The following is a 20,643-nucleotide window of genomic DNA, read 5'->3' as shown; positions in this document are numbered from 1 at the left end:
TTGATCTGGCGAGGCTCTCCACTATTTTCAAAAGCCTTCCAGAGCGTTTTATCTTGGACTTACTAACCTTGAAAAACCTCAAGTTCACCTTTTCCTTACACGACACCTCTTCCACAGCTATAGACGAACGGGACTATACTGTTGTGGAGCCAGTAGAAGCTATAAGAGGTAAAAAACAACCAACAGAAAATGCGGATGAAAAAGAAAGAGTACTTCTTTTGGAAAAACTCTCTGATGGAGTGGATAACCTCATCTTCCAGAGTGAAGCTATTTTCCAAGAAAAAGGTGTTAATGCTTTGGGCTTTGGCTTCCCTATCCTTGCTAGGCGCGATTTGACCGATGGACAAATTACAGTGGCACCTGTGCTGATCTGGTCAGTGAGAATACGCCCTACCTCGCAGCTCAACACTTGGGAGATTAGCCGCAGTGAGGATGATCCTATCTACATCAATGAAGTACTTATCAATCACCTGCAGAATGACTCCCATATTACCATAGCTCCTATCCCTGATGAGATGCTCGAAGATGGTAAGATAGACAAAGCAGAACTCTTCAAGATATGTACCGAGCTACTAGGTCAACTGAAAATCAGTCAGAACCTTGATTTCTTGGAGAATAACTACGCTGAAATACTCCCTATCAAAAGCAAAGCTGCTTATGAGGCGCTCCTTCCTCAGAAAGGTGATGCCCTAATTGAGAAATCAGGACTTTTTTCCCTATTTGAGGTACAAAAACAAAACATTATCAATGATTACCAAAGCCTAAAAGAACAATTTGAACCCCGAAAGAGTACCCCGAAAGAGGATTTCCAAACTTTTACGAGTATCCCTACCGACCCCTCCCAGCAGGAAGTATTGGAACAACTCCGTTGGCAATCACATCTGCTCATACAAGGGCCTCCTGGAACAGGTAAGAGCCAGACCCTTACTGCTATCTTAGTCAATGCACTAGAAAATCAGCAAAAAGTATTAGTGGTATGTGAAAAACAAACCGCCTTGGAGGTACTACATCATTCCCTACAAAATCGAGGTTTAGAGAAATACACTATACTTATCAAAGACAGCATCGCCGATAGAAAATTGGTGGTAGATACTGTACGCAATATCTTAGACGATCCCTCCTTTAAAAAGGCAATTCCTGCCTATCCTCAAGAGGCAAAAGATACCCAAATAAGTGGGCTGAAAGCTCTAAAAGAGAGCATAAACCTACATCACAAAGAACTATTCACTCCGCTACTCTCTGGAGAAAACTGGACAGAGCTTACAGGTCAAATGCTTAAGTATGCCCCTGAGCATACTCCTATCTCCTTACAAGGATTACCCCTAAGCTTCACCGACCAAGAGCATGAGGTACTGAAAGAAACACTTGCCCCTGCCCAAAGGCTTTTCTTACCCTTTGCCCCCTATAAGACAAACTATCTATACAATCCCAAGACACTCATTGCTAAGCCTTTCCAACAGATAGCACATCACATAGAGGAGACTTTCCATAGCTATAAGGAGCAATGGATGCATATACTAACCCTCTACAAAACATACAAGGGGGAATACTTATACAAGCGCAAGGAAGAACTTGCTGAACAAATCCAGCTACTCACCACTTATATAAATGAGACTGAAACCCTTACCAGTCTGCTCCCTGCCGATGCAGACCAATATAACCGAAAACGTACAGAAAGCTTTTTCTATAAGCTCAGTGCGCTATTTATGAGCCAACGAAAGGAGGCTATCACGCAGCAAAAACGCTTATTGTGGCTCTATCAAGAAATTAAAAAGATAAGCCTACATCCCAATTTTGCCACACTTTCCCTCTCTGATAACCTCTTTGCCAACAAAGAGCAGATACTTAACTACCGAGAGGAGCTTAGCCGAGCGCAAACAAACTTTGATGAAAAAGTAGCTAATGATTTTGCCCTCTTAGATGTAGCAAACTTCTACGACCCTAAATTTGCCAGCGATACCCTTCGCTCCCTTATCTCCTCCTTATCTCAACTTAAGGAACAAATAAGGGAAACAGCCTATATAGCTGCTCCCCTTGAAGGGCATACTTTCTTTGATTTTAAGACCTTTATAGAGACTGCCCTTGAGCAACACACCCAATACCAAAACGATCACAACAATCCCTTAGAGACTGGTTACCAATGGTTTGCCTTTGAAAATAATCTTAATCCTCTGCTCAAGCAATGTCTGTTAACCCTAGAACAAGCACAAGCTTCTCATTGGGAAGCCTCTTTTCTATACGCCTATTATAAGGCTTTCTTGCTCAAAAAATCGGAAGTACTTACCCCTTTTTCGGCTAATGTCTATGAGGATTTCAGAGGAAAACTCCGCCGCTTTGCTACCTCACAACAAGAGATCATTACCAAATATTGGGATCAAGCACAACAGCTAGCTGTAAAAGGCTTTGAGACCAATCACAAGGAACTGACCGTAGCCAATCTGTATAACAAGCGTAGAAGTGAAAAACACAATAGACTATCTCTCAGACAGATAGCTAGCAAAGATATAGACCTATTCACTACCTTTTTCCCTATCATACTCACTACCCCCGATAGCTGTTGTAACCTCTTCCAAGGGAAAAATTTCTACTTTGACTATGTCGTTTTTGACGAAGCCAGCCAGCTAAAATTGGAAGACAACCTCCCTGCTATTCTCAAGGGAAAAACTGTAATCATCGCAGGAGACGAACACCAGATGCCACCGAGCAACTACTTTAGTAAAATCTTTGAAGGCGGTTACCAAGATGAGGAAGAGATAGAGGAAGAAGACCAAGCGCTCCAAAAAAATTCGCTACTCTCGGTAGAATCACTACTTGATTTTGCTCTGGAATACAAATATGATAAGCATCATCTGGACTTCCATTACCGCTCCAAGCACCCTTATTTGATAGACTTCTCCAATGTGGCTTTCTACAATGGAAAACTCCGCCCACTACCTCGTTTTGAAAGTGAAAATCCTATCACTTTCTATCAAGTAGACGGTACTTTCCACGAATATATGAACGAAGCTGAAGCCCTCAAGGTGATTGAGATACTTAAGCAAATTCAACCCAGAGAGGATGGCAGTTACCCTTCGGTAGGAGTAGCTACTTTCAACATCTCCCAGCGCAACTTTATCCGAAAGAAACTGCTGTGGCTCAGGAACCAACCCACCGAGCAAGAATTTGCCGAAAAGCTAACTGCACTAGAACAAGCAGGGCTCTTTATCAAGAACTTGGAGAATATTCAAGGAGACGAACGTGATATCATTATCCTTTCGGTTACCTATGGAAAGAAGAAAGACGGCAAGTTTACCCAAAGTTTTGGCCCCTTGAACCAGCAAAAAGGTTATAAGTTGCTCAATGTAATCATCACCCGTGCCAAAGAAAAAATATATGTGTGCAACTCCATACCTGAAAGCGTTTTCCTCAATTACGCTGATGCCTTAGCCCAAGAGCAGGCCAACAACCGCAAGGCCGTACTCTATGCCTATTTAGCTTATACCAAAGCGGTAAGCGAAGAGAATACCCAAGGCATAGAAGAGGTATTACAAACCCTTGCCCTCTATGGTAATCTAAGGAAAGAAGCCACCACTCGTGGGCAATTACTATTCAAAGAAGAAGTTTTTACCCTACTACAAAAGCAATTCCCTACCCTCTCACTAAGCAAAGACAAACCTTTCGGAGGATATGTACTTGATATATTACTTATGCCTCCTTCAGGCAAACCTATTGCCATAGAGTGCTTGAGCAAGCCCATCTACCAAGAGTCCATGGGTTATCTGGAAGACCTACACAAGGAACAAATACTCTGTGAAGCAGGTCTTGATTACATGCGTATCTATTCCGATATGCCTATCAAGAACGCTATTTCTGCTCTTGAAAAAACACTCGCTACCCGATGAAAAGAAAGATTATACATACCCAAGACGGCTCTACCACTTTGGAGATAGAAGCATGGGGTGAGCACTACCATTCCATGCGTGGTGCCATAGGCGAGGCTTACCATGTCTTTATCCGCAGTGGTCTAGATCTCTTTGCTAGTCAAGAAGTACAATTGCTTGAAATAGGCTTAGGTACAGGGCTGAACGCCTTTATTACCTTCCTTGAACATGAGAAACTACAACAAACCATTCATTATGAAGGCGTGGAGGCCTATCCTTTGACTGCGCAGGAGGTTGCTTGCCTGAACTACCCAGAAGTATTGAAAGCTCTTGACAAAGAAGCTATCTTCCAGCAGATACACAGTTCTCCATGGGAAGAGACCCTTGCCCTCTCCCCTACCTTCACTCTCAAGAAGCGACAACAATCCTTTGAGCAGATCAGCGATAAGGAGCGTTTTGACCTTATTTACTTTGATGCTTTCTCAGCGAGTGTACAGCCAGAGCTATGGACAGAACACATTTTCGAGCGTATGTACCAAGCACTCAAAGCAGGAGGTGTCTTAGTCACCTATGCCTCCAAAGGGAGTGCGCGCCGAGCCATGCAAGCCGTTGGCTTCAAGGTAGAAAAGCTCCCTGGTGCCTTAGGAAAGCGAGATATGCTCCGCGCTAAGAAAGAAAAAAATGAGCCTACAAATGCAAAAAAATAATTTTTTTAATAATTATTTGTTTTTTAAATAAATAGTTGTATTTTTGCACTCGGAATTGGTAATTAAGAGGTAGAGGGCAATGAGTCCTCTTTTTTTATAATTATATGAACTTAAAAGAACGTGTAAAAGAACTGATAGACAAAGGATTAGAAGAAAATCCTTCACTTTTTCTCATTGACTATTCAGTAGGTGGGGACAACCTCATCAAGGTAATTATTGATGGCGACAATGGAGTTGGTATAGATGATTGTGTAGCCTTAAGCCGTGCTATTGAGCATAATTTGGACAGGGAAGAAGAGGATTTTTCCTTGGAAGTAAGTTCCTGCGGTATCTCTGCCCCTCTAACTCAAGAAAGACAATATACAAAAAACATAGGCCGAGAAGTAGAAGTGAAAACTACCACAGCAAGCCATACAGGAGTTATTCAAGAGGTAAGTGAAGGCAAAGTAACCCTTGAGGTAACCTCTCGCCAACCAAAACCACAAGGAAAAGGAAAAATTACTGTTACCGAACAAATTCTTCTACCAATAGAAGAGATAAAAGAAGCAAAATTAAAATTAAAATTTTAGATAATACTCTCATGGAAAATAATCTCGATTTGATAGAATCTTTTTCAGAATTTAGAGACGACAAGCTCATAGACCGCGAGGCACTTATGTCCATATTGGACGAGGTGTTCAAAACTGCCTTGAAGAAAAAATACGGTTCAGATGAGAATTTTGATATCATCATCAACCCCGATAAGGGCGACATAGAGATATGGCGCAACCGTATTATTGTAGATGACGGAATGGTAGAAAATCCCAATGCAGAAATACCACTGAGCGAAGCCTTGAAAATAGAGTCAGATTTTGAGGTGGGAGAAGAGGTTTCCGAAGAGGTGAAAATCAGTCAGCTCGGTCGTCGTGCCATATTGGCCTTGCGACAGAATCTCATCTCCAAGGTACATGAGTATGACAACAATACCGTTTATAAGAAATTCAAAGAACTCATCGGGACTATATACACCGCTGAGATACACCATATTAAGGGAAAAACTGTAATCCTACTTGATGACGAAGGTAATGAGATTCTCCTACCTAGAGACAAGCAAATCCCTTCTGATTTCTTCAAGAAAGGAGAGACTACCAAGGGGATTATAGAATCCGTGGATTTCAAAGGAAATAAACCTTCCATTATTCTTTCCCGTACCTCACCTGTATTCTTGGAACGCCTTTTTGAACAAGAGATTCCAGAGATTGCCGATGGGCTTATCACTATCCAAAAGGTAGCACGTATTCCAGGGGAGAAAGCTAAAATCGCAGTAGATACTTATGATGATCGTATAGACCCTGTAGGAGCTTGTGTGGGTGTCAATGGTGCCCGTATTCGCAGCATCGTACGTGAGTTAGGCAACGAGAATATAGACGTTATTAGCTATTCAAGCAATATCAACCTATTCATTAGCAAGGCTTTAGCCCCTGCTAAAATCACCTCCATCACAGTAAATGAGGAAACCAAGCGTGCTGAAATTCTCTTGGCCTCTGAGGAAGTTTCCAAGGCCATTGGTAAGGGAGGAAGCAATATACGCTTGGCAAGTATCCTAACAGGATATGAGATAGATGTATTCCGTGAAGGTGCCGAAGAAGACGTAGAACTCTCCGAATTCGAAGATGATATAGAGCCTTGGGTGATTGAAGAATTTCGCCGCATAGGTCTTGATACTGCCAAGAGCGTATTGGAGTACAGTGCCGAAGAACTTGAAAAACGCGTAGATTTGGAGGCTGAAACTATCCAAGAAGTACTTCGTATTCTTAAAGAAGAATTTGAAAACTAAATAGCTGACCAAATAATACACAACCAACACACATCATACAACGTAAAAAACGAGCTTAGAAATTTATGGCCGAGGATAAAAGATTAAATAAAGCAGCAAAAGAATACAACATCTCTACCGATAGAGTAGTTGAATTTCTCAAATCAAAGGGACATATTATAGAGGATGTCAATCCAAATACAAAGATTCCAGCAGAGCTTATTGTTCTATTGGATAAGGAATTTGGTTCTGACAAGAAAAGTCGTGAGACTTCTAAAGAAATCACTGAGGAACAACGCAGGGAAAAAGAGGCTATCCGTCAAGAACTTTTAGAAAAGGAAAGACAAGAAAAAGCACAGAAAGAACAGGAAGTCATTCGCGCCAAAGCCACTATCACAGGCGCCAAAGTCGTTGGTAAAATCGACTTGGATCAGCCTAAGAAAGCTGCATCCAAAGAGGTAGCCCCCCAGCAGGAGGCTGCTGGCGAAGAGGTGAAGATAACCCTTGAACAACCTTCTGTGGTAGAGAAAGAACTACCTAAGGAACATGTTCAAGAGGAAAACCTCTCCGACAAACACAAGGATAAAAATAAGCATAAGGATAAGGATAAAGACAAAAAAGAGGTCAAAGCTCCCCTTAGCAAACAAGAAAAAGATCTTAAAAACAAAAATAGAGAACTACTCTCTGGCAAACCCGTTGTCTCTTCTAAAGATGCTGCTAAAAAGGAAGAGAAAAAGCCCCAAATAGAACCTGAACCAGGTGTAATAGAAACTAAATACACCAAACTAACAGGGCCTAAGCTCGTAGGTGAAAAAATAGACTTGTCTCAGTTCGAACGGCCTAAAAAGAAAAAGAACGGAAAAGACAAGGATAAAACCAAAGAAGGTGCCACTTCTGACAAACAAGGAAAACGCAAACGCAAACGTATTTCTTCTGAAAAAGAAAATACAGTAAATCCTAATGCACAAAAAGGAGGTAATGGCAACAACAAAGATAACAACAAAGACAAGAACAAGAATAAGAAAAAAGACAGTAAAATCTTTGTAAAAACAGAGCCTACTGAGGAAGAAGTACAAAAGCAAGTACGTGAAACCTTAGAAAAGCTACAAGGAAAATCTGTCAAATCCAAGGGTGCTAAGTATCGTAAAGAAAAACGCGATAGTCATCGCCATAAGAGTGAGGAGGAAATCGCACAACAGGAAAGAGAAAGCACTATCCTACGCGTAACAGAGTTCGTAACAGTCAATGAGCTTTCTACTATGATGGATGTCCCTGTCAATAAAGTTATTGGGGCATGTATGTCCTTGGGTATTTTCGTTACGATGAACCAGCGATTGGATGCGGAAACCCTCTCTATCGTTGCCGATGAGTTTGGCTTCCAAATAGAATTCTCCACCGCAGGCATAGATGAGGCTATTCCTACCGAGGAAGATCGCCCAGAGGACTTAGTTCCTCGTGCACCTATAGTAACGGTTATGGGACATGTGGATCATGGGAAAACTTCCTTGCTTGACCATATCCGTAATGAGAATGTGATTGCTGGTGAGAGCGGTGGTATCACCCAGCACATAGGGGCCTATTCGGTAACCCTCAAGCGCAGTAAGCAGCGTATTACTTTCCTTGATACTCCAGGACACGAGGCGTTTACCGCTATGCGTGCCCGTGGTGCCCAGATTACCGATATTGCTATTATCGTAATTGCTGCCGATGACGATATCATGCCGCAAACCAAAGAGGCTATTAGCCATGCACAAGCCGCAGGAGTACCTATCATATTTGCTATCAATAAGATAGATAAGCCTACTGCTAATCCAGAAAAAATCAAAGAACACTTAGCCAATATGAACCTCTTGGTAGAAGAATGGGGTGGAAAAATCCAATCCCAAGATATCTCTGCCAAAAAAGGTATTGGGGTGAGCGACCTGCTAGACAAAGTCCTTTTGGAAGCTGAAATCTTAGAGCTTCGCTCCAACCCGAACAAACGCGCTGTTGGTACAGTTGTGGAAGCCGCCTTGGACAAAGGACGTGGCTATGTATCCACTGTATTGGTACAAGAAGGTACCCTTAGAATAGGTGATTATGTACTAGCTGGTACCCATTCAGGAAAAATACGCGCTATGCAGGACGAACGTGGTCGAAATGTAAAAGAAGCCATTCCTTCTACCCCTGTAACTATCTTAGGACTTGATGGAGCGCCACAGGCTGGAGATAAGTTCTATGTATTCGAGGACGAAAAAGAAGCCAAACAAATAGCCGCTAAGCGTACCCAACTCCTACGCGAGCAATCAGTACGTACGCAACGTCATATCACCTTGGACGAAATCGGTCGCCGTATCGCCCTTGGAGACTTCAAGGAACTCAATATTATCCTCAAAGGGGACGTGGATGGTTCTGTGGAAGCTCTTACCGACTCTTTCCAAAAACTCTCTACCGAAGAGATACAAGTCTCTATCATTCACAAGGGAGTGGGAGCTATCACCGAGTCCGATGTACTATTGGCCTCTGCTTCCAATGCCATTATCGTAGGGTTCAATGTACGCCCTATGTCCAATGCACGAGCCTTGGCCGAGAAGGAAGAAATCGACATACGTACCTATTCTATCATCTACGATGCGATCAACGACCTCAAGGATGCGATGGAAGGTATGCTTTCACCTGAAATGCGTGAAGAGGTAACAGGTACTGTAGAAATCCGAGAGCTCTTCAAGATCTCCAAAGTGGGTACTATCGCAGGTTGTATGGTTACCGATGGAAAAATATATCGCAACTCCAAAATACGCCTCTTACGCGATAACGTGGTTATCTATACAGGGGAACTCTCCTCACTCAAGCGCTTTAAGGACGATGTGAAAGAGGTGAGCAAAGGCTATGATTGCGGTCTGCAAATTAAGAATTACAATGATATCAAGGAAGGAGACGTAATAGAAGCCTTCCAAGAAATAGCTGTTAAGAAAAAATTATAACCATCATGGAAATAACTGCTTCAATTGCTAAGGATATAGCAAGTACCTTACTTGATATTCAAGCCATTAAGCTCAGTCCGGAGGCACCTTTTACTTGGGCTTCAGGCTGGAAGTCGCCTATTTATTGTGATAATCGCATGCTACTCTCCTATCCTGAGGCACGGGAGAAAGTAGCCCTTACCATGAGTCGCTTTATTAGGGAGAAATACCCTAATGTACAACTTATTGCAGGAGTAGCCACAGGAGCTATAGGCATGGGAATGCTTGTGGCAGATAGGTTAGGCCTTCCATTCGTGTATGTACGTCCAGAACCTAAAAAGCACGGGCGTGGCAACCAAATAGAAGGCAGCTTCACCGAAGGAGAAAAAACCGTAGTGATAGAAGACCTCATCAGTACAGGTATGAGCAGTATAGGAGCTGTAAAAGCCTTGAGAGAAAATCACTTAGAAGTACTCGGTATGGTAGCTATCTTTTCCTATTTGTTCGAAGTTGCTCAGAACAATTTCATCACTGCTGATATAGGTTTAGATACTCTTAGCCAATACAATGCCTTGTTAGAAGAGGCCAAAGACAGAAATTATATTTCTGAAGCCCAGTTAGAAACCTTGGCTAAGTGGCGCTTAGCCCCTGATAAATGGACATAATATGAAAATCACCTCCCCCACTGTATCCGTTGGCTTACCTATTACAGGTGTCTATGAGAAATTAGAGAATGTAGCTCTTTTCAAGGAGCTGATGCCAGAGAACTTGGCGCACTTTACCTCTGCAGAGGACAATACTTCTTTCTCTTTTGCCCTAAAAGGTATGCCAGAGATTTTCTTGGAAAAGAAAAAACTAACTCCAGTAAGTGAACTTGTCTATGGTGCACCAGAGGGTAAACTCCCCTTCACCCTTCGTATAGGACTTGATCCTAAATCAGAAGCTCAGACAGAGGTTTCTTACACTTTCGAGGGAGAGTTCAATCCTATGATAGCTATGGTAGTCAAAAGCCCCATTACTAAGCTATTGGAGACTATGGCTGAAAAAACAAAGACGCTATGAAGAAGCACCAAAAACTGATGCTAAGATATGGAGGTATCATGGGAGGTGCCAGTATCGTCCTTACGATGCTACAATATACTTTAGGGGCATACAATGGTAAGCCCCTTACTGTCTTTCTATTTGGCATTTTACCCATCTTATTACTTTCCTTTTTTATCTTTTTAGGTATTTACCAGAGCAAAGAACGCAGTTTCCGACAGATGATGAAGATGGGATTGGGTATCTCTATATTTTTTGCTGTAATTGCTGCTGTTTTTTGGATTGTATTCATCAAATATATTGCTCCTACTCACTTGGATACCCTCAACAGTTTGCAATTGGAAGCCTATAAGGGACAACATCCAGAGGTAGATGCTCAAACTATAGAACAGATGCGCACTACTATGGAAGACAATAAGTCCCCATGGATACAATTCAACCTATCGGTAGTTTCCAACATGTTTTTTGGACTTATAATCTCCTTATTAGCAAGTTCCATTTTCAAACTTTACAACAGAAATTAATCTTTAGACATCATATATGCAAATATCGGTTGTCATTCCCTTATTCAACGAAGAAGAATCCCTACCCGAACTCCATCAATGGATACAACAAGTGATGGTACGGGAATCTTTCTCCTATGAAATCCTCTTTGTAGATGATGGTTCTACGGATCATTCTTGGGAGGTAGTGCAACAGATTTGCGCCAAGGATAGCCATGTGAAAGGAATTCGTTTCCTTAGGAACTATGGCAAGTCCCAAGCCCTTAATGCAGGTTTTGCCAAAGCAGAAGGAAATGTGGTTATCACCATGGATGCCGACCTTCAGGATAGTCCTGAGGAGATTCCTGCACTTTACCAAATGATTACCCAAGAAGGGTACGATCTAGTCTCTGGTTGGAAGAAAAAGCGCTATGACCACAAGCTTACCAAAAACCTCCCTTCCAAACTCTTCAACTGGGCAGCCAGAAAAGTCTCAGGACTTACCCTACATGATTTCAACTGTGGGTTAAAGGCCTACCGAAAAGAAGTGGTAAAGACTGTGGATGTACGTGGGGAGATGCATCGTTATATACCCGTACTAGCCAAAGGAGCTGGTTTTACACGTATTACTGAAAAAGTAGTCATACACCAAGCGAGAAAATATGGAAAAACGAAGTTCGGTATGGAGCGCTTTATCAATGGATTTCTAGACTTACTTACCATAGGATTCCTTTCCAAATTTGGCAAGCGCCCCATGCACTTATTCGGTGCCTTGGGTGTATTGGTATTCTTCATAGGCTTTTGCTTTGCTTTTTACTTAGGGATAGACAAGCTCTTTATAGACCCAACAGGACGCCTTATTACTAATCGTCCTCAATTTTTCTTAGCGCTCACCTCTATGATTATAGGTACTCAGTTCTTCCTAGCAGGCTTCTTAGCCGAATTGGTACTAAGAAGTCGAGAGACAGAGCCAAGATATCACATACAAGAAACTATTGGTTAATTTAATATTATATGAGATATTTATATATTTTTTCATTACTCTCTCTAATGGCTTGTAATAACTCTCCTAAGGAATCCTCTCAAGCAAAGGAAGAAACTGCTGTCCAGTCCAATACCTCCACTGAACAAGGGATTCGTTATGAAGGAGCCATACAAATAGGTACTAAGGAATTGGTTGATACCACTATTGTATTGGGTAACAACAATGAATATACTAAAACAGTAATATTCCCCGATCATGAACCTACTACTCATAAAGGAAAATTCGAATGGAATGAAGCTGATAAGACTATTGCTCTTATAGGGGAAAATGGAACAAAGGAATATTACAGGGTAGATGCTCAAGTGCTAATCTACTTGGCTGATCCCAATAAAAAGCTAACTGCTGAAGAAGAAGCGATGGTTACCCTACACCAAAAATAAAAAAATGGCAATCCCTGTCTATTGTATGCCCGGAATGGCAGCTAGCCCTCGTATTTTTCAGCACCTTGAGTGGCCTGAGCCGTATGAGGTACATCTGCTTGACTGGGACGAACCCCACCCCCAAGAGTCTTTCAAAGAGTATGCCGCTCGTATAGCAAAGCAGATCACTGCTCCCAACCCTATCCTTATAGGTGTATCCTTAGGCGGTGTATTGGTACAGCAGATAGCTACCCTGCTGCCTGAATACAGATGTGTGGTACTTATCTCTTCTATAAAATCAGCTGAGGAACTCCCTTACTGGATACAGTGCTGTAAGCGATTAAAACTGCATCATCTGTTGCCCCTAAAGTGGATCGCCAGCTTTGAATTTTGGAAACGTACCAAACGCTACAAGAAACTCTATTATAAGTATATAGGACTTGCCTCCCCCAATTATTTATCTTGGAGTGTACGAGAATTGCTCGATTGGCAGTTCCCTGTACTTCCTCCAGAGAAACTCATTCATATACAAGGGGATAAGGACATAGTATTCCCTATCAAGAATATCAAAGATTGCATTTGTATCCACAAGGGTACCCATATTATGATTATCAACCGCTTTCGCTGGTTCAATGAACATCTTATTCCACTTATAGAGCGATTTAGTGACTGATGATAAGCAACCAGAGGCAAGCGAAATGAAACGTGAAAAATAAGTAAAAAATTTATTTTTTAGATACAAAAAAATTACTATATTTGCACCAAATTTGATTATTGATGAGTGTTATCTATATGCTCATATCCATAAGTACTGTAGTGGTAGGATTATTCTTATTTTTGTACCTGCGCGCTATCCATAGTGGCCAATATGAAGATGTAGAAAGTCCTGCTATTCGCATGCTCTTTGAAGATGAACTAATAACCCCTCCTGCTCAAGAAAGTCCAGAGGAAAAAAATATGTCTCACCACAAAGACAAGAAAGAAAAGCAAACAACAACTTAAAACTTGCTAAATCATTTTTTTATGGAAATGGAACAATTTTATTACGACAACAAAATTGTTAGAAACTTCATTTATGCAACACTTTTTTGGGGTGTTGTAGGGATGGGTGTGGGCTTACTATTGGCCTACTATTTTCTATTTCCTACGCTTACCGAAGGTATATCATGGTTAAGCTTTGGTCGCTTGCGTCCATTGCATACCAATGCTGTCATCTTCGCTTTCGTAGGGAATGCTATTTTTGCAGGAAGTTACTACTCCATGCAGCGTTTGCTTAAGGCACGTATGTACAGTAATTTCCTGAGCAAACTCAATTTTTGGGGCTGGCAGCTAATCATATTAGGTGCTGCGATTACTTTCCCTATGGGCTTTAGTACTTCCAAGGAATATGCAGAGCTGGAGTGGCCTTTTGATATTGCTATCGCTATTGTATGGGTAGCTTGGGGTGCCAATATGATTGGAACCCTTATCAAGAGAAGACAGCGCCACATCTATGTAGCGATTTGGTTCTACTTAGCTACTTTCGTAGCGGTGGCCTTATTGCACATCTTCAACAACTTGGAGTTCCCTATCTCCCTTACTTCTATGAAGAGTTACTCCGTATATGCAGGGGTACAAGATGCCTTGGTGCAATGGTGGTACGGGCACAATGCGGTGGCTTTCTTCCTAACGACTCCTTTCTTAGGACTGATGTACTACTTCATTCCGAAGGCAGCCGATAGGCCTGTGTATTCGTACCGACTCTCCATTATTCACTTCTGGAGCTTGATCTTCATCTATATGTGGGCAGGACCTCACCACTTGCTCTATACAGCCCTTCCTGAATGGGCGCAAAACCTTGGGGTGGTATTCTCCGTAATGCTCGTAGCTCCTTCTTGGGGAGGTATGATCAACGGATTGCTTACCCTACGTGGTGCTTGGGATAAGGTACGTACTGACCCTGTGCTTAAGTTCTTGGTAGTGGCTGTTACTGGCTATGGTATGGCTACTTTTGAAGGACCTACCTTAGCACTTAAGAACGTAAATGCGATTGCTCACTTTACTGACTGGATTATCGCTCACGTACACGTGGGAGCACTCGCATGGAACGGTTTCCTTACCTTTGGTATGATCTACTACTTGGTACCTAAGATGTGGAAAACCAATCTATACTCTATACGCCTTGCCAACACTCACTTCTGGATAGGTACTTTAGGTATTGTCTTCTATACTATTCCATTATATATCGCAGGATTTACCCAAGCCACTATGTGGAAACAGTTCTCCCCCGACGGAAACTTGGTATATGGTAACTTCCTCGATACAGTCAATGCCATTATGCCTATGTACGCTATGCGTGCCATAGGAGGAACCCTCTATATCACTGGAGCTATCCTAGCTGTTATCAACGTAGTGAAGACCATCCGCCAGGGACAATCAGTAACTGATGAGCTTGCCGAGGCTCCTGCTTTAGCGCCTATCAGCAAAAGACGTGTAGCAGGTGAAACACTTCACCACTGGCTAGAAAGAAAGCCTGTACAAATGACTATATGGGCTACTATAGCTGTTGCCATAGGAGGTGCCGTACAGATTATCCCTACCCTATTGGTTAAAGAAAATATTCCTACCATAGCCGAAGTAAAACCTTATACACCACTCGAATTGGAAGGTCGTGACCTCTATATCCGTGAAGGTTGTGTAGGTTGCCACACTCAAATGGTACGTCCTTTCCGTAGTGAGGTAGAGCGTTATGGAGAATACTCCAAAGCTGGAGAGTTTGTATATGATCGTCCGTTCTTATGGGGAAGTAAGCGTACAGGACCTGACTTGCACCGCTTGGGTGGTAAGTACAACAATAACTGGCACTTCAACCACATGTTGGATCCAAGACAGACTTCCGCAGGAAGTATCATGCCATCTTATCCTTGGCTAATTAAGAATGAGCTAAACACTGACAGACTCTTAGAGAAGATGCGTACCCTTTCCAAATTGGGGGTTCCTTACAACGAAGCTGACTTCAAGTTTGCTCATGAGAACTTAGCTGTTCAAGCACGTGCTATCGCCAATAGCTTGCAGAACGATCCTAACTTTGTAGCCGATTATGAGGCTTCTAAGAAAAATGCCGAAGTTCGTGGAGAGCAATTTATCCCCATCGAAAAACGTGAAATCGTGGCTATGATTGCCTACTTACAACGATTGGGTGTAGATATCAAAGCAAAAAAAGAGAACACTGAAAAATAATTCGCTATGATGAAGTTTATCAAACACCACATGGCATCCATTGAAGGTGTTTCACTTTACCCGATTATTTCTTTGATTATTTGCTTTACTTTTTTCATTGTCCTTTTCTGGTGGGTATTCTCCTATAAGAAAAAGGATCTGAATGAGATTAGTAACCTTCCTTTAAACGACGACGATCAAAACAACAACATTTTATGAGAAATTTATTAGCTTTAATACGTATTCTTATCATTGTAGGCTTCGCTGCCTTATTGTTAGAATATATATATGGGACAGAAGCTGCTTCGGCTATCGTCTCTATCCCTTCCATTGGTGGTTTTCTGATATTCCTGACTCTTATCCTTATAGGTATTGAGATGGTTGCCTACCGCAAGGAGGATTTTCTAGACCGCTTGCTTTCTGACGAACAAAAACGTGCCAGAGAGCTTGCCGAACAAAACAGCTGGTGGGGACGCTTTGTTGCCAAAATGCTTGACCAGAAACCTTTGGAAAAGGAATCTGAAATTATACTTGACCATAACTATGATGGTATCCAAGAGTTGGACAACAACCTACCCCCTTGGTGGACCTATCTTTTCTACGCTTGTATTATCTTTGCCGTAGTATATCTATTCAAGTATGAAGTATTCGGTGGTCTTAACCAAAAAGCCGAATACGAACAAGAAGTTACTGATGCCAAACTAGCTATTGAGGCTTTCAAAAAGGCTAACCCTGGGCTGATAGATGCTGATAGCGTTACTGAACTTACCGATGCAGCTAGCCTACAAGAAGGAAAAAGCATCTTCCAAGCCAACTGCATCATGTGCCACGCTCCTGATGGTGGTGGGGGTATAGGTCCTAACCTTACTGATGACCATTGGGTTCTTGGAGGTGGTATCAAGAATGTATTCCACACCATCTCCGAAGGAGGACGTGAAGGAAAAGGTATGGTTGCCTGGAAAGCTACCCTATCTCCTAAACAACGCCAACAGGTAGCCAGCTATGTGCTCTCCCTACAAGGAAGCTCTCCGGCTAGCCCTAAAGCTCCTGAAGGAGATATCATCTGGAAAAAAGAATAATAATTATTATTAATTTAAAAAGTGCTTGTAGAACAAAAACTACAAGCACTTTTTTTGTAACATATTCAGTCTCTATTGTGTAATCTTCGATAAAGCAAATAGCGGACATACTCTTACCATACGTTCTGTCTTATCTTCTGTATTGGTATTGGTGAACACTCCAAAGTTCTCTAATGAGGCTCTTATGGCGTTCTTTAGCTTCTTTTCGCGCATAAACTGCCACAAACTCTTCATTCCTCCTTGTGTGCCTGCTTTTACTTCTATAGGCAATACTGCCGACTCGTAGGGTATGAGATAATCTACCTCTGCCTGTGCATTTTTGGCTCTGCGCACCCAGTAAAATAACTCGTGTCGCATATTGGGGGTGCGGTATCGCAATAGTTCAAGCCCCGCAATCATCTCAGTAAGCGCTCCTTTGTTTACTAAGTCGGTAGGGTTTTGGGTGAGTATTTGGGTTGTAAGCTCTGTGATGTCGCCTGTCATATCAAGCCAACGGAGTAGCAATCCACTATCGAGCAGTAGCATTTTCCTATAAGTAGGGTCGGTTTCACTTCCTAACGGAAGCCCATTAGCATCGGTGTGCGTTACAGGTGTGATTATACCCGCTAAAATAAGCAATTCCAACGCTTTTTTCACCTCATTACTATGGTATCCCCCTCCTCCTACTTGCGAGTACACAAACTTACTGCCTATTTGTAAGGCGACGCTTTGCAGGGTAAATCTAAGCAAGGTAGGGTCTACTCTCTTTCGGTATTTAGGAAAATCGTCCTGATAGGTGAGTACAATATCGTCTTGCACCTCTTGGCAAGCCAAATAATCGCGTGTGGCTACCCATTTGGCTACTACCTCTGGCATCCCTCCTACCAACATATAAGAGCGAAATAACCCTACTAACTTCTCGTATAAAGGTAGTGGTAAAGGCGCTTCGGCAGTAGCACTATTGCGCGCTTCCAATAGCAAGGTTTCGCCACAAGCCCTTAGAAACTCATCAAAAGTCATTGGGTAAACAAACATAGAGTGGATGCGCCCCACTCCAAAGGTTGGCAATGTTTCGAGGGCAAACTCTAAAAGCGACCCTGCCGCTATCACGTGCAAATCGGGCATATCTTCTTTAAAAAAACGCAATGCCATAATCGCCTCGCCTGCTGCTTGTATCTCGTCTATAAAAAGCAGTGTTTGTCCAGCAACAATAGGCTTGCCCACCATAGCCGAAAGCTGAGGTACTATACGCTTTACATCGAGGTCTCCCTGAAAGAGTTGTATAAATGAAGGTTGCTTTTCTAAGTTTATTTCTACGAAATTTTCAAATTGTTTGCCCAACTCTCTTACTGCTGTCGATTTGCCTACTTGCCTTGCACCTCTTAACAACAAAGGTTTGCGAGCAGGGTGCTCAGCCCATTCTTTTAGATAGCTATCTATTAATCTTGGGTAATACATCTTATAAATTATAAAGAATTATATATCAGGCGACAAAGATACAAAATTAAAATTATCCAAAGAAATAAATTGCCATTTTTTGCAAAAATCCAAAGAAATAAATTGCCATTTTTTGCAAAAATCCAAAGAAATAATGATTTTGTAAGTTCTTTTTACTCAACACGGGGAGGTCTTCAAATATTCATATTTTTCTTCCCTCTTCCTATTTCTAGCAATCGCTCAAGAGTAGTTTGTAGTACCATATTTAGTTTCAGCTGCCACTGATATTGATAATCTATCACAGGGTCATTCTCATCATCTAAATTTCTTCCTACTGTTTGTACATAGATAATACCATTTTCCAAGTTGAGCCAAGCATGAGGGTCTTCTTTGCCCTTTTCACTTTGCCCTTCAAGGTAGATGACGTCAACACCATCGCTGACAGCATAGTAGTCCTTGTTTTCTTCCTTATTGGCATTTTTGACCAACTTGGTAAACCAAGCATTACCGCCAGTTTCCAGATTGATACCGTTGTAGAAGATGAGATCCGCTTGAGAAGTCTTTTTGACATCTTCGGGCAGGGGCTCATATTCATGGGGATCTTTGCCGACTGGTACAATGCTGTGCAGATCAATCTTATCGCCAGCTATATTTTTGGTAATATCAGCGATAATTGAGTTGGTCGCAACAACCTTGAGCTTGGACGAGTCACTGGACGCGTTCTTCTGATCGGAGCAGGCAAAGAGAGTGCAGACTGCTAGCAAAAGCAGGGATAAAAAACCTAATTTTTTCATGGGATTCCTCCATTAAATTTTATTTTAGTTTAGGTTGGTTTTTAAGTTTTAAATAGCGTTGCTTAGGGGCAATAAAGAAAGAGATGAGAAAGATGAGGGCCGAGGTCAGGACAATGCTGGATCCTGCAGCGACATTAAAGCTATAGCCGATAAAGAGTCCCAGCACAGAAGCCAGAGCTCCCAAACCCGAGGACAGCAGAATCATAGTTTTCAGACTGTTGGCATAGAGGTAGGCCGTTGCTGCCGGTGTTATCAAGAGAGCGACAATCAGAATGGTTCCCACGCTCTGCATAGCTGTCACAGAGACCAAGGTCAAGAGAATCATCAGCAGATAGTGGTAGAAGCTGACTGGCATACCCATTGCTTGAGCCAGCAAGGGGTCAAAGGAAGTAATCAATAGCTGTTTGAAAAAGAGGGTGATGATTAAGAGCACAGCTATTCCGACTCCAATACTAATCCACATATCAATATCCTGAACAGCCAAGATATTCCCGAAGAGAATATGAAAGAGGTCAGTGGAGCTATTGGCAACGCCGATTAGGATCACACCCAGAGCTAGGAAGGATGAAAAGGTAATCCCAATGGCCGTATCGCTTTTGATAATGGAATTGCCCTTGATGTAAGTGATAATAATCGATGCCAAAAGTCCGAAAGTGATGGCTCCGATAAAGAAATTAATCCCTAAAATGTAGGACAGGGCCACACCGGGCAGAACCGCGTGAGAGATAGCATCCCCCATGAGCGACATGCCGCGCAGAATGATAAAGCAGCCGACAGCTCCAGCAACAATCCCAATGACGATGGCTGTGATGAGGGCATTTTGCAGAAAGTGAAAGTCCCGCAGCCCTTGGAAGAATTCTAAAATCATTCTAGTCACCTCCATTCATAAAGAGCTGGGAGCCGTAAGTCTTTTTCATATTGTCCTTGGTAAAGCTGGTCTCGGTAGGACCAAAGGCAATCAGCTCACGATTGAGCAGGATAACTTGGTCGAAATAATCAACAACCTTGCTCAAGTCATGATGGACAATCAGGATAATCTTGCCTGCGGCTTTGAGACTGCGCAGTGTAGACATGATAATCTCTTCACTGACAGAGTCAATCCCGACGAAAGGCTCGTCCAAAAAGATACAATCCGCCTCTTGAACCAAGCAGCGAGCAATCAAGACCCGCTGGAATTGGCCGCCAGATAGCTGGCTAATCTGGCGCTCTGCCAAGTCTTCTAAACCGACAATTTTCAATGCCTCAGCCACCTTGTTCCAATGGGAACTCTTTAGCCCCTGAAAAAGCTTGAGCTGAGGGTAAAGTCCCAAAGAGACACACTCTTTGACTTTGATAGGAAAATAATAATCAATATTAATCTTTTGCTCTACATAGGCGACGCGCTGGAGAGAGTTCTGCAGCGGCTTTTGATCCAGCAGAGTCTGGCCTTGGTGGTCAATAATCCCTAGCATGCCCTTGAGCAGGGTGGATTTTCCGGCTCCGTTAGGACCGATAATCCCAGTAATAGTTGGCTCCTTAATGGTTAATGAAAGGGGCTCAAGAGCCAGCGTATCCTGATAGCTGACAGTCAAATCTTTAATCGTAATCATCTCATACACCTCTATGAGATTAATATACATTAAAATAAAAATTAAGTCAAGTTAATTTTTAATAAATCTCTAAAATTAATATAAGAAATGTTTGAAAAAACAAGTAGATTTTGATAAGGTTATATCAAAAGCATGAAAGCGAGAAGAAGATGACACGACTACAAGATGATTTCTATGATGCGATTAATGGTGAGTGGGCCAAGACGGCGGTCATTCCTGATGATAAGCCAGTGACGGGCGGTTTCATGGATCTGGCAGATGAGATTGAAGATCTTATGCTTGCCACGACCGACAAATGGCTGGTTGGAGATGGAGTGCCAGAAGATGCCATTCTGA

At 42.3% G+C, this 20,643-nt stretch carries 20 protein-coding genes; 16 read left to right on the top strand and 4 right to left on the bottom strand.

The features are described 5' to 3' along the window. The 15 genes from Q0625_RS03605 to Q0625_RS03535 form a co-directional block, all read left to right on the top strand. Positions 1–3,881: AAA domain-containing protein (locus Q0625_RS03605; protein WP_298823529.1), on the top strand; the 3,881-nt coding region annotated here is incomplete at its 5' end. Beyond that, positions 3,878–4,567, top strand: a complete 690-nt coding sequence (mnmD, locus tag Q0625_RS03600) for a tRNA (5-methylaminomethyl-2-thiouridine)(34)-methyltransferase MnmD (protein ID WP_298823528.1) — start codon at positions 3,878–3,880, stop codon at positions 4,565–4,567. The genes Q0625_RS03605 and mnmD, both read left to right, overlap by 4 nt. 104 nt (positions 4,568–4,671) lie before the next feature. Further along, entirely contained in the window at positions 4,672–5,136 is a 465-nt protein-coding gene (gene rimP, locus Q0625_RS03595; RefSeq protein WP_298823527.1) for a ribosome assembly cofactor RimP, read from the top strand. 11 nt (positions 5,137–5,147) lie between these two features. Next, a complete protein-coding gene (gene nusA / locus Q0625_RS03590) occupies positions 5,148–6,383 on the top strand; it encodes a transcription termination factor NusA (protein WP_298823526.1) in 1,236 nt (411 codons plus the stop codon). 65 nt (positions 6,384–6,448) lie between these two features. After that, a complete protein-coding gene (infB, locus tag Q0625_RS03585; RefSeq protein ID WP_298823525.1) occupies positions 6,449–9,325 on the top strand; it encodes a translation initiation factor IF-2 in 2,877 nt (958 codons plus the stop codon). A 5-nt stretch (positions 9,326–9,330) separates the two neighbouring features. Then, entirely contained in the window at positions 9,331–9,969 is a 639-nt protein-coding gene (pyrE, locus tag Q0625_RS03580) for an orotate phosphoribosyltransferase (protein WP_298823524.1), read from the top strand. Between the two features lies 1 nt (position 9,970). Continuing rightward, positions 9,971–10,366, top strand: coding sequence for an SRPBCC family protein (locus Q0625_RS03575; RefSeq protein ID WP_298823523.1), 396 nt, complete (start codon positions 9,971–9,973; stop codon positions 10,364–10,366). Further along, on the top strand, positions 10,363–10,869 hold the full coding sequence (locus Q0625_RS03570; protein ID WP_298823522.1) for a DUF4199 domain-containing protein: 507 nt from the start codon (positions 10,363–10,365) through the stop codon (positions 10,867–10,869). Before Q0625_RS03575 ends, Q0625_RS03570 begins: the two co-directional genes overlap by 4 nt. Before the next feature lie 16 nt (positions 10,870–10,885). Continuing rightward, on the top strand, positions 10,886–11,830 hold the full coding sequence (locus tag Q0625_RS03565) for a glycosyltransferase family 2 protein (protein ID WP_298823521.1): 945 nt from the start codon (positions 10,886–10,888) through the stop codon (positions 11,828–11,830). An 11-nt stretch (positions 11,831–11,841) separates the two neighbouring features. Then, on the top strand, positions 11,842–12,252 hold the full coding sequence (locus tag Q0625_RS03560; RefSeq protein WP_298823520.1) for a copper resistance protein NlpE N-terminal domain-containing protein: 411 nt from the start codon (positions 11,842–11,844) through the stop codon (positions 12,250–12,252). 4 nt (positions 12,253–12,256) lie between these two features. Beyond that, positions 12,257–12,904 (top strand): alpha/beta hydrolase, encoded by a 648-nt coding sequence (locus Q0625_RS03555; protein ID WP_298823519.1) that lies wholly within the window; start codon positions 12,257–12,259, stop codon positions 12,902–12,904. A gap of 104 nt (positions 12,905–13,008) precedes the next feature. Continuing rightward, positions 13,009–13,233 (top strand): cbb3-type cytochrome oxidase assembly protein CcoS, encoded by a 225-nt coding sequence (gene ccoS, locus Q0625_RS03550; protein ID WP_298823518.1) that lies wholly within the window; start codon positions 13,009–13,011, stop codon positions 13,231–13,233. Between the two features lie 21 nt (positions 13,234–13,254). Continuing rightward, complete coding sequence (ccoN, locus tag Q0625_RS03545; protein WP_298823517.1) at positions 13,255–15,450, top strand: cytochrome-c oxidase, cbb3-type subunit I; 2,196 nt, start codon at positions 13,255–13,257, stop codon at positions 15,448–15,450. 6 nt (positions 15,451–15,456) lie between these two features. Next, positions 15,457–15,648: a CcoQ/FixQ family Cbb3-type cytochrome c oxidase assembly chaperone gene (locus Q0625_RS03540; protein WP_298823516.1), complete on the top strand. Its 192-nt coding sequence runs from the start codon at positions 15,457–15,459 to the stop codon at positions 15,646–15,648. After that, complete coding sequence (locus Q0625_RS03535) at positions 15,645–16,508, top strand: cbb3-type cytochrome c oxidase N-terminal domain-containing protein (protein ID WP_298823515.1); 864 nt, start codon at positions 15,645–15,647, stop codon at positions 16,506–16,508. The genes Q0625_RS03540 and Q0625_RS03535 overlap by 4 nt, the downstream gene beginning before the upstream one ends. Positions 16,509–16,580: 72 nt before the next feature. Here Q0625_RS03535 and Q0625_RS03530 read toward each other — a convergent pair whose 3' ends face one another. The 4 genes from Q0625_RS03530 to Q0625_RS03515 form a co-directional block, all read right to left on the bottom strand. Further along, entirely contained in the window at positions 16,581–17,945 is a 1,365-nt protein-coding gene (locus Q0625_RS03530; RefSeq protein WP_298823514.1) for an AAA family ATPase, read from the bottom strand. 173 nt (positions 17,946–18,118) lie between these two features. Next, a complete protein-coding gene (locus tag Q0625_RS03525; protein ID WP_298823513.1) occupies positions 18,119–18,718 on the bottom strand; it encodes a zinc ABC transporter substrate-binding protein in 600 nt (199 codons plus the stop codon). 19 nt (positions 18,719–18,737) lie between these two features. Beyond that, positions 18,738–19,586 carry a metal ABC transporter permease gene (locus Q0625_RS03520; protein ID WP_009659779.1) on the bottom strand — a complete coding sequence of 283 codons (849 nt, stop codon included), beginning with the start codon at positions 19,584–19,586 and terminating at the stop codon, positions 18,738–18,740. A gap of 1 nt (position 19,587) precedes the next feature. Continuing rightward, entirely contained in the window at positions 19,588–20,337 is a 750-nt protein-coding gene (locus Q0625_RS03515; RefSeq protein ID WP_298823512.1) for a metal ABC transporter ATP-binding protein, read from the bottom strand. A gap of 80 nt (positions 20,338–20,417) precedes the next feature. Between Q0625_RS03515 and Q0625_RS03510 the strand changes: the two genes are divergently transcribed. After that, positions 20,418–20,643, top strand: a 226-nt coding sequence (locus Q0625_RS03510; protein ID WP_298823511.1) for a hypothetical protein, incomplete at its 3' end; no start/stop codon positions are given.

Source organism: uncultured Capnocytophaga sp., from assembly GCF_938029845.1.
Lineage (GTDB): Bacteria > Bacteroidota > Bacteroidia > Flavobacteriales > Flavobacteriaceae > Capnocytophaga.
Note: the sequence above shows the minus strand (reverse complement) of the source record. Positions and strands in the feature narration are given on the sequence as shown.